At 68.7% G+C, this 8,868-nt stretch carries 9 protein-coding genes; 5 read left to right on the top strand and 4 right to left on the bottom strand.

The features are described 5' to 3' along the window. On the top strand, nt 1-324 hold a 324-nt coding region (locus ABD256_RS43680; protein ID WP_344432240.1), incomplete at its 5' end, for a GyrI-like domain-containing protein. Here ABD256_RS43680 and ABD256_RS43675 read toward each other — a convergent pair. The 4 genes from ABD256_RS43675 to ABD256_RS43660 form a co-directional block, all read right to left on the bottom strand. Continuing rightward, nucleotides 290-2,317: an FAD-dependent oxidoreductase gene (locus ABD256_RS43675; protein WP_344432238.1), complete on the bottom strand. Its 2,028-nt coding sequence runs from the start codon at nt 2,315-2,317 to the stop codon at nt 290-292. The two genes, ABD256_RS43680 and ABD256_RS43675, sit on opposite strands and share 35 nt — an antisense overlap. A 178-nt stretch (nt 2,318-2,495) precedes the next feature. Further along, nucleotides 2,496-2,705 (bottom strand): hypothetical protein, encoded by a 210-nt coding sequence (locus tag ABD256_RS43670; RefSeq protein WP_344432236.1) that lies wholly within the window; start codon nt 2,703-2,705, stop codon nt 2,496-2,498. 11 nt (nt 2,706-2,716) lie between these two features. Continuing rightward, nucleotides 2,717-3,838 carry a fatty acid desaturase family protein gene (locus ABD256_RS43665; RefSeq protein ID WP_344432234.1) on the bottom strand — a complete coding sequence of 374 codons (1,122 nt, stop codon included), beginning with the start codon at nt 3,836-3,838 and terminating at the stop codon, nt 2,717-2,719. Between the two features lie 10 nt (nt 3,839-3,848). Continuing rightward, nucleotides 3,849-4,994 (bottom strand): ferredoxin reductase, encoded by a 1,146-nt coding sequence (locus ABD256_RS43660; RefSeq protein ID WP_344432233.1) that lies wholly within the window; start codon nt 4,992-4,994, stop codon nt 3,849-3,851. Nucleotides 4,995-5,078: 84 nt separating this feature from the next. Here ABD256_RS43660 and ABD256_RS43655 point away from each other — a divergent pair, with 84 nt between their 5' ends. From ABD256_RS43655 to ABD256_RS43640, 4 genes are all read left to right on the top strand, one after another. Further along, nucleotides 5,079-5,813 carry a TetR family transcriptional regulator gene (locus tag ABD256_RS43655; RefSeq protein ID WP_344432242.1) on the top strand — a complete coding sequence of 245 codons (735 nt, stop codon included), beginning with the start codon at nt 5,079-5,081 and terminating at the stop codon, nt 5,811-5,813. Nucleotides 5,814-5,914: 101 nt separating this feature from the next. Then, complete coding sequence (locus ABD256_RS43650) at nt 5,915-7,015, top strand: Re/Si-specific NAD(P)(+) transhydrogenase subunit alpha (protein ID WP_344432232.1); 1,101 nt, start codon at nt 5,915-5,917, stop codon at nt 7,013-7,015. After that, the gene (locus ABD256_RS43645) at nt 7,015-7,317 is read left to right on the top strand and encodes an NAD(P) transhydrogenase subunit alpha part 2 (protein ID WP_344432231.1); all 303 of its coding nucleotides are present in this window, start codon (nt 7,015-7,017) and stop codon (nt 7,315-7,317) included. Before ABD256_RS43650 ends, ABD256_RS43645 begins: the two co-directional genes overlap by 1 nt. Next, nucleotides 7,314-8,696 (top strand): NAD(P)(+) transhydrogenase (Re/Si-specific) subunit beta, encoded by a 1,383-nt coding sequence (locus ABD256_RS43640; protein ID WP_344432228.1) that lies wholly within the window; start codon nt 7,314-7,316, stop codon nt 8,694-8,696. Before ABD256_RS43645 ends, ABD256_RS43640 begins: the two co-directional genes overlap by 4 nt. Nucleotides 8,697-8,868 lie beyond the last annotated feature (172 nt).

The raw sequence follows: 8,868 nt of genomic DNA, 5'->3' as shown, positions 1-8,868 counted from the left end.
CAAAACCTCACCTGCACACCACGCGGCAACCGCGCCCGAACCACCATCACAACCTCCGATCACAACCGGTGTTGCAACGACCCCATGAACCCAAGGCTGCACGAGGGCACCTGCGCCCAGGTCCTGCACATCGGCTCGTACGACGACGAGACCCCGCTGCTCGCCACCCTCCACGACGAGTACGTGCCAGCCAACACCCTGGCGCTGGCTGGGATGCACCACGAAATCTACCTCGGCGACCCGCGCAGGAGCGCGCCGGAGAAGCTGAAAACCGTGCTGCGCCAACCCGTCAAACGGTCGCCGCGAGGCGGGTCGCCTGGTTGATCGCGCGCTTGGCGTCGAGTTCCGCCGCCACGTCGGCGCCGCCGACGAGGTGCGTGGTGATCCCGGCGCCGGTCAGCTCGGCGGCCAGCTCCCGCATCGGCTCCTGGCCGGCGCACACCACGACGGTGTCGACGGCCAGCACGCGTTCGGCGCCGCCGGACTCGGTGATGTGCAAGCCTTCGTCGTCGATCCGGCGGTAGGCCGCGCCGGAGATCGTCTCGACGCCCTTGTCCTTCAGCGCGGTGCGGTGCACCCAGCCGGAGGTCTTGCCGAGCCCCGCACCCGGTTTTCCGGTCTTGCGCTGCACGAGGAAAACCCGTCGCGGGGACGGCGCGGTCTTCTTGCCGTCGAGCGCGAGCCCGCCCCTCGCCTCGGCGGGATCCGCGACGCCCCACTCGGCCCGCCATCGCGCGACGTCGAGCGCGGTCGCGGTCTCGGTGGTGAGGAACTCGCACACGTCGAAGCCGATCCCGCCCGCGCCGATCACGGCCACGCGTTCACCGACCGGCGCTCCGTTGAGGACGTCCACATAGGACAGGACCTTGTCGTGGCCGATGCCGTCGATGGCGGGCACCCTCGGGGTGACACCGGTCGCGAGCAGCACTTCGTCGAACTCGCCGGTGGTCAGCTCGGCGGCGGTGACGCGGGTGTTCAGCCGAAGGCGCACCCCGAGCAGGTCGAGCCTGCGGCCGAAGTAGCGCAGCGTCTCGCGGAACTCCTCCTTGCCGGGGATCCGCTGCGCGAGCTGGAACTGGCCGCCGATCTCCGGCGCCGCTTCGAACACGGTGACCGTGTGGCCGCGCTGCGCCAGCGTGGTCGCCGCCGCGAGCCCGGCAGGCCCCGCGCCGACCACCGCGACGTTCTTGTGCCTCGGTGTCGGGGAAAGCACCAGCTCGGTTTCGTGCGCGGCGCGCGGGTTCACCATGCACGTGGCACGGCGGTGCTTGAAGACGTGGTCGAGGCAGGCCTGGTTGCAGGCGATGCAGGTGTTGATCTCGTCGGCCCTGTCCTCGGCGGACTTGCGCACCCACTCGGGATCGGCGAGGAACGGCCGCGCGAGCGAGACCATGTCCGCTTCACCGCGGGAGAGCACGCCTTCGGCCACCGAGGGCATGTTGATCCGGTTCGACGCGACCACCGGGATGTCCACATGCGACCGCAGCTTCCCGGTGAGCTCGGTGAACGCGGCCCGCGGCACCGAGGTGACGATCGTGGGCACCCGCGCCTCGTGCCAGCCGATGCCGGTGTTGAGGATCGTGGCGCCCGCGTCCTGCACCGCGCGCGCCAGCTCCACCGTTTCGTCCCAGCTCTGCCCCTCCGGCACGAGGTCGAGCACGGAAAGCCGGTAGACGATGATGAACTCGGGCCCGACCGCGGCGCGGATCCGACGCACGATCTCCACCGGGAAGCGCATGCGGTTCGCCCAGCCGCCGCCCCAGCCGTCGGTGCGCCGGTTCGTCCGCGCGGTGAGGAACTGGTTGACGAGGTACCCCTCGGACCCCATCACCTCGACACCGTCGTAGCCCGCCTTCTTGGCGAGTTCGGCGCAGCGCGCGAAGTGGTCGATCGTCCGCCGGACGCCGCGATCGCTCAGCGCGCGCGGCCGGAACGGCGTGATCGGCGACTTCACCGCGGACGCCGACACGCTCAGCGGGTGGTAGGCGTAGCGGCCGGCGTGCAGGATCTGCAGCGCGATCTTGCCGCCCGCTTCGTGGACCGCTCCGGTGACGCGGCGGTGCTCGCGAGCCTGGCCGTGCGTGGTGAGCGACGCCGCGAACGGCAGCAGCCAGCCCCGCGCGTCGGGGGCGTACCCGCCGGTGACGATGAGACCGGCACCGCCGCGGGCGCGCTCGGCGAAGTACTCGGCGAGCTTGCCGAGATCACGCGTGCGGTCCTCGAGGCCGGTGTGCATGGAGCCCATCACCACGCGGTTGCGCAGGGTGGTGAACCCGAGGTCGAGCGGTTTCAGCAGTTCGGGATACGCGCCACTCATACCGGAGAGCGTAACCTACTCGTGAGTAGTAATGCGAGCCGGTGAGCGCGCCGACACCGGGCCCGGCCGGTCCCACCGTCCCTGAAGGTGATCTGTATGCCCCGAAGGTCACCGTGATGACGCGCGCGGACTCACCTCGGCTGCTACAGGGGCATCCTTCAGGGACCGGTGGGACGGGTCAGTCGAGGGGCGGTTCTTCGCGGTGATCCGCCTGCGCGCGCCGCGAGGCCTCGCGCATCTCGATGAAGTCCGTGAGCCAGTCGCCGGTTTCCCGTGCGATGTCGCGGACCGCGCCGGTGATGATGGTCGCGATGTTGCCGATGTGCGTCGCCGCCGATTCGGTGACCACCTGAATCGTGTCCTTTTCGCTTTCGAACTTCCCGACCATGGTCCCCGTCCCTACGCCGCGACTGCCTTTTCGCGCTTCAGGGTAGTGGGCGCCGGGGAGGGCGCGGCCGGGGCCGAACCGGGCAGCGCGAGCTTGACGATCTTCTTGGCCACCGAGAAGAGCTGCTTGTGCAGCGGCCCGGTGTTGTACGGCAGCCCGTACTTCTCGCAGATCGCGCGCACTTCACCGGCGATCTGCGGGTAGCGCCGCGCCGGGATGTCCGGGAACAGGTGGTGCTCGATCTGGTGCGAGAGGTTGCCCGACATGATGTGGAACAGCTTGCCGCCGGTGATGTTCGCCGAGCCGAGGATCTGGCGGAGGTACCACTGGCCCCGCGTTTCCTGCTCGGTCTCCTCCTCGGTGAAGCTCTCCACGTCGGCGGGGAAGTGGCCGCAGAAGATGATCGCGAACGCCCACAGGTTCCTGGTCAGGTTCGCGGTGGCGTTGCCGAGGAGGGTCAGCGGCGCCATCGGGCCGGTCAGCAGCGGGAAGAGGAGGTAGTCCTTGCCGATCTGGCGCGAGGCCTTGCGCCAGATCTTCGCCAGCACGGGCTTGTTCTCCTCGAAGGAGCGCTCGCCCTTGACGACCCGTTCGACCTCGAGGTCGTGCAGCATCACGCCCCACTCGAACAGGATCGCCAGCAGCGTCGCGTACACCGGGTTCCCGAGGTAGTACGGGTGCCACTTCTGCGCCGGGTCGATGCGCAGGATCCCGTAACCGATGTCGCGGTCCTTGTCGAGGATGTTCGTGTAGGTGTGGTGGATGTAGTTGTGCGAGTGCCGCCAGTTCTCCGCGGGCGCCACGTTGTCCCATTCGAACTTCTGCGAGCTCAGGGCCGGGTCGCGCGTCCAGTCGTACTGGCCGTGCATCACGTTGTGGCCGATCTCCATGTTGTCGAGGATCTTCGACAGCGAGAGCGCGCCGACGCCCGCGATCCACGCGGGCGGGAAGAACCCGGCGAACAGCAGCCCGCGGCCGAGGATTTCCAGGCCGCGCTGGGTCTTGATGATGTTGTGGATGTAGTCGACGTCCTCGGCGCCGAGATCGGCGACGATCCGCTGGCGGATCTCGTCGAGCTCGCGGCCGAACTCCTCGACCTGTGCGGGGGTCAGTCGGTCCTGCAGACCAGTCATCGGGAACTCCTTAAGCGTTGATCTCGACGTCCCCGACGGGGACGGAGATGCAGAGCTGGATTTCTTCGTTCTCTTCGTCGGAAAGCTCGCCGGACTTCGCGTTGCGGACGCAGCCGGAGGTCTTGACCTTCGTGCACGAGAAGCAGATGCCCATGCGGCAGCCGTGTTCCGGGCTCAGTCCGGCGTCCTCGGCCTGCTCCAGCAGCGGTTTGCCGGAGTTGGCCACTTCCTTGCCGCTGTGCGCGAAGCGGACGTTGCCCTCGGCCGTCTCCGGCGAGTCGAAGGTCAGCGCCGGTGGCGTGAACTCTTCGGTGTGCAGTTGTTCACTCAAACCCTCGGTGCCGAACAGGGCGCGCACCGAGTCCATCAACGGTTTCGGCCCGCACAGGAACGTCTGCGCGTCGCGGTACCAGGGCGCGGCTTCGGTGAGGTGCTCGCGGGTGAAGAAGCCGTGCACGTCCGTGCCCTCGTTCTTCGAAGAGGACCCCGAAGAGGAATCCGAAGAAGACTCCGAAGAAGACGCTGTGTAGCCGAACACGACGTCGAGCCCGGGATGCCGCCGCTGGAGATCGGCCAGCTCGCGGCGGTACAGCACGTCGTCGGCGGTGTTCGCGTAGTGCAGGAACGAGATCGGGCCTTGGTGGCGTTCGTCGACGAGCGTGCGCAGCATCGACAGCACCGGCGTGATCCCGCTGCCGCCGCTGACCAGCAGGATCCGCTCCGGGCGCGGTGACGGCATGGTGAAACCGCCGTCGGGCTGGGAAAGCCCGATCACGGTGCCGCGTGCCGCGGTGCGGAAGAGGTGCCGCGAGACGAGCCCGTTCGGGTCTGCCTTGATGGTCAGCTCCAGCGAGCCGTCCTGGTTGTGCTGCGAGCAGGCCGGTGAGTAGCAGCGCGTTCGGCGCACCCCGTCGATGTCGACGGTGACGCGCACGTACTGCCCGGCGGTGAACCCGCGCCACGCCCTGCTCGGCCGGATGGTCAGCGTCACCGTGTCGGCGGTCTGCCTGCGTGCCTCGGTGACCGAACCCCTGATCTCCCTGCGGACCAGCATCGGGTCGATCAGTTCGAGATACCGGTCCATGCCGTGCGGGGTGAGCAGTGCTTCGGCCAGTGAGGCGAGCTTGCGTGCCCGCCGCGGTACGAGCGCTGTCATCACACCTCCTGACTCCAGTGAACAGATGTACACTGAACAGTGCAGTGCATGACCGCGCTGGCTGTCAACTCGGAGAACTGTGACGTGGCCGATATCGAGGATGTGCGTACGCTCCCGCTGGTGAGCACCGACCAGGGGGCGCGCGGCGGGGAAAGCACGGCGACGCGACGGGAGCGCAAGGAGAAGACGCGCCAGTCGTTGCTGGCCGCGGCGCTCGACCTGCTCGCGGACCGCGGGTTCGCGAGCCTGAGCCTGCGCGAGGTCGCCAAGCGCGCCGGGATCGTGCCCACCGCGTTCTACCGGCACTTCGCTTCGATGGACGAACTCGGCGTCGCGCTCGTCGAGGAGTCGATGCGCACCCTGCGCACGATGATCCGGTCCGCGCGCACCGATCCCAGCGACGAAGCCTTCGGCGGCATCATCCGCGTCTCGGTGCGGACGCTGCACCGGCACGTCCGCGCGCACGAGGACCACTTCCGCTTCCTGACCAGGGAGCGCTACGGCGGCACCGGGCCGGTGGCGCGCGCGGTCGCGATGGAGCTGCGGCTGTTCTCCAGCGAGCTGGCGGTGGACCTCGCGCGGTTCGAATTCCTGCGCGAATGGAGCACCGAGGACCTCCACATGATGGCCGACCTGATCGTCACCTCGATGCAGGCGACCGTGCTGGACCTGCTGGAGGTCCGGCCGGGTGACGGTGCCACCGACGAGGCGATCGTGAAGACCGCCGAGAAGCGGCTGAGGCTGATCGTGCTCGGTGTCGCGAACTGGCAGTCCAAGCACTCACCGGCGAGCGATCGCGAGCACCCCCGACTCGTCTGAAAGTTCCGGATCGGACTCGAGGTCTCACGCGGTGGTGATCACGCGTGGTACACCTGTGGGCGATCCGGGGTAACCACCGGAGGACGGCGGGAGGTCGCACTGTGCCGGTGACGATCGGTGTGGTCAAGGAGTCACGAGCGGGCGAACGGCGCGTCGCCCTCGTGCCGAAGCTGGTCGAGCGCCTGGTACGGGGAAGACCGGGCAAGCTGCGAGTGGTGGTGGAGCCGGGAGCGGGCGCCGCCGCGATGGTGCCGGACGAGCTGTACGAAAAGGCGGGCGCCGAGCTCGGCGACCCGTGGGGCGCCGACATCGTGCTCAAGGTCGCGAAACCGTCGGACGACGAGATCGCGAAGCTCGCGCACGGCACGGTGCTCATCGGGTTCCTCGACCCACTGTCCTCAAAGGACACCGTGGCGAAGCTGGCCGATGCGGGCGTGGTCGCGTTCGCGGTCGAGTCCATTCCCCGCATCTCGCGCGCGCAGGCGATGGACGCGCTGTCGTCCCAGAGCAGCGTGGCGGGATACCGCGCGGTGCTGCTCGCCGCGTCGCGCCTGCCGCGCTTCTTCCCCATGCTCACCACCGCCGCGGGCACCGTGCCGCCTGCCAAGGTGCTGGTGCTCGGAGCCGGTGTCGCCGGGCTGCAGGCGCTGGCCACCGCGAAGCGGCTCGGCGCGCAGCCCACCGGATACGACGTCCGGCCCGAGGTGGCCGACCAGGTGCGCTCGGTCGGCGCGCAGTTCCTCGAACTCGGCATCGACGCCACCGGCGAAGGCGGGTACGCGCGCGAGCTGACCGACGAGGAGCGCGCCGAGCAGCAGCGAAGGCTCACCGAAGCGATCACCCGGTTCGACGCCGTGATCACCACGGCGCTCGTGCCTGGCCGCCGCGCGCCGACGCTCGTGACCGCCGACGCCGTGCGCGGGATGCCACCCGGCGGGGTCGTGGTGGACCTCGCGGGGGAGTCGGGCGGGAACTGCGAGCTGACCGTGCCCGGCCAGGACGTGGTGGCCCACGACGTGACGATCAGCGCGCCGTCGAACCTCGCCGCCGAAATGCCGGCGCACGCGAGCGAGCTGTACGCGCGCAACCTCACCGAACTCGTGGAACTGCTCGTCGACGACGAAGGCGCGCTCGCGCTCGACTTCTCCGACGAGATCGTCGCGGGCGCCTGCGTCGCGGGTGGCCAGAAAGGAGACGGCTGATGCTGGTGGAGAACCTGGCGATCCTCGTGCTCGCCGGTTTCGTGGGGTTCGCGGTGATCTCGAAGGTGCCGAACACGCTGCACACGCCGTTGATGTCGGGCACCAACGCGATCCACGGCATCGTGCTGCTCGGCGGGCTCGTCGTGCTCGGCCTCGGCGCGGACGGCGTGCTCAACAAGATCCTGCTGGTGGTCGCGATCGCGTTCGGCACGATCAACGTCATCGGCGGGTTCCTGGTCACCGACCGGATGCTCGCGATGTTCAAGGACCGCAAGCCCGAACGCGAGTGTGAGGACTCATGACCAGTTTCATCGCGGTGCTCTACATCATCGCGTTCGCGCTGTTCATCTACGGCCTGATGGGGCTCACCGGGCCGCGGACGGCGGTGCGCGGCAACGCGATCGCCGCCGTCGGCATGGTGATCGCCGTCGTGGCGACCCTGCTCACCCCAGGGATGAGCAACTGGCTGCTGATCGCGCTCGGCGTCGCGCTCGGTGCCGTCGTCGGCGTTCCGGCGGCGCGCAAGGTGAAGATGACCGCGATGCCGCAGATGGTCGCGCTGTTCAACGGCGTCGGCGGCGGCGCGGTCGCGCTCATCGCCTGGGTCGAGTTCCGCACCAGCGACGGGTACGCGCACGAGCCGAAGCACGTCGCGATCGCGTCGCTGTTCGCCGCGATCGTCGGGTCGATCTCGTTCTGGGGCTCGAACGTCGCGTTCGGGAAGCTGCAGGAGATCCTGCCGGGCAAGCCCATCACGCTCGGGAAGCTGCAGCAGCCGGTGAACGCGGTGCTGCTGCTGGCCGCGCTCGTGCTCGGCGTGGTGATCGCCGTCGGCGGTGACGCCGAGCTGCTCATGATCGGGTTGCTGGTCGCCGCCGCGGTGCTCGGCGTGATGGTGGTGCTGCCGATCGGCGGCGCCGACATGCCCGTGGTGATCTCCCTGCTCAACGCGCTCACCGGGCTTTCCGCCGCGGCGATGGGCCTCGCGCTCGACAACACGGCGCTCATCGTGGCGGGCATGATCGTCGGCGCGTCCGGTTCGATCCTGACGAACCTGATGGCGAAGGCGATGAACCGGTCGATCCCCGCGATCGTGGCAGGCGGTTTCGGCGGCACCACGGCGGTTTCCAGCGGTACCGGCGAAGCCAAGCCGGTGCGCAGCACGAGCGCGGCGGACACCGCGATCCAGATGGCCTACGCGGGCAAGGTGGTCGTGGTGCCCGGCTACGGGATGGCCGTGGCGCAGGCGCAGCACGCGGTGCGCGAGATGGCGCAGTTGCTGGAGGGCAAGGGAATCACGGTCGACTACGCGATCCACCCGGTCGCGGGCCGGATGCCGGGCCACATGAACGTCCTGCTCGCCGAGGCCGACGTCCCGTACGAGCGGCTGAAGGAGATGGACGAGATCAACTCGGAGTTCGCCCAGACCGACGTGGCACTCGTGATCGGCGCGAACGACGTGACGAACCCCGCCGCCGAAACCGACCCCGGCTCGCCGATCTACGGGATGCCGATCCTGAAGGTGAACCACAGCCGCTCGGTGATCGTGCTCAAGCGCGGGATGAGCTCGGGCTTCGCCGGAATCGACAACGCGCTGTTCTACGACCCGAAGACGAGCATGCTCTTCGGCGACGCGAAGGCGTCGGTGGGCGAAATCGTCGAAGAACTGAAGTCCTTGTAGGCGAACGGCGCCCGTGCCCCGGAGGATGCTCCCGTAGAGGACGAGGCAAAGGTCCACTGGCATTCCCCGAAGGGAGGGCGGATTCATGCGGTGGTCGCAACATGCTCTATTTAGGACAGTAGCATGGTGAGTTTTTCTTTGGGGGTGAGCCAGTTGAGGGTTTTGCGGGGGC

Origin of the sequence: Amycolatopsis minnesotensis, assembly GCF_039529815.1 — a bacterium.
Taxonomy (GTDB): Bacteria; Actinomycetota; Actinomycetes; order Mycobacteriales; family Pseudonocardiaceae; genus Amycolatopsis; species Amycolatopsis minnesotensis.
The sequence above is the reverse complement of the archived record's forward strand: the minus strand, read 5'-3'. Positions and strand labels throughout refer to the sequence as shown.

What these genes read in the sequence shown, in the direction of transcription:
- ABD256_RS43645 (WP_344432231.1), top strand. Translation starts at nt 7,015, where the DNA reads ATGCTGGTGGAGAACCTGGCGATCCTCGTGCTCGCCGGTTTCGTGGGG.
- ABD256_RS43640 (WP_344432228.1), top strand. Translation starts at nt 7,314, where the DNA reads ATGACCAGTTTCATCGCGGTGCTCTACATCATCGCGTTCGCGCTGTTC.
- ABD256_RS43660 (WP_344432233.1), bottom strand. Translation starts at nt 4,994, where the DNA reads ATGACAGCGCTCGTACCGCGGCGGGCACGCAAGCTCGCCTCACTGGCC.
- ABD256_RS43665 (WP_344432234.1), bottom strand. Translation starts at nt 3,838, where the DNA reads ATGACTGGTCTGCAGGACCGACTGACCCCCGCACAGGTCGAGGAGTTC.
- ABD256_RS43675 (WP_344432238.1), bottom strand. Translation starts at nt 2,317, where the DNA reads ATGAGTGGCGCGTATCCCGAACTGCTGAAACCGCTCGACCTCGGGTTC.
- ABD256_RS43670 (WP_344432236.1), bottom strand. Translation starts at nt 2,705, where the DNA reads ATGGTCGGGAAGTTCGAAAGCGAAAAGGACACGATTCAGGTGGTCACC.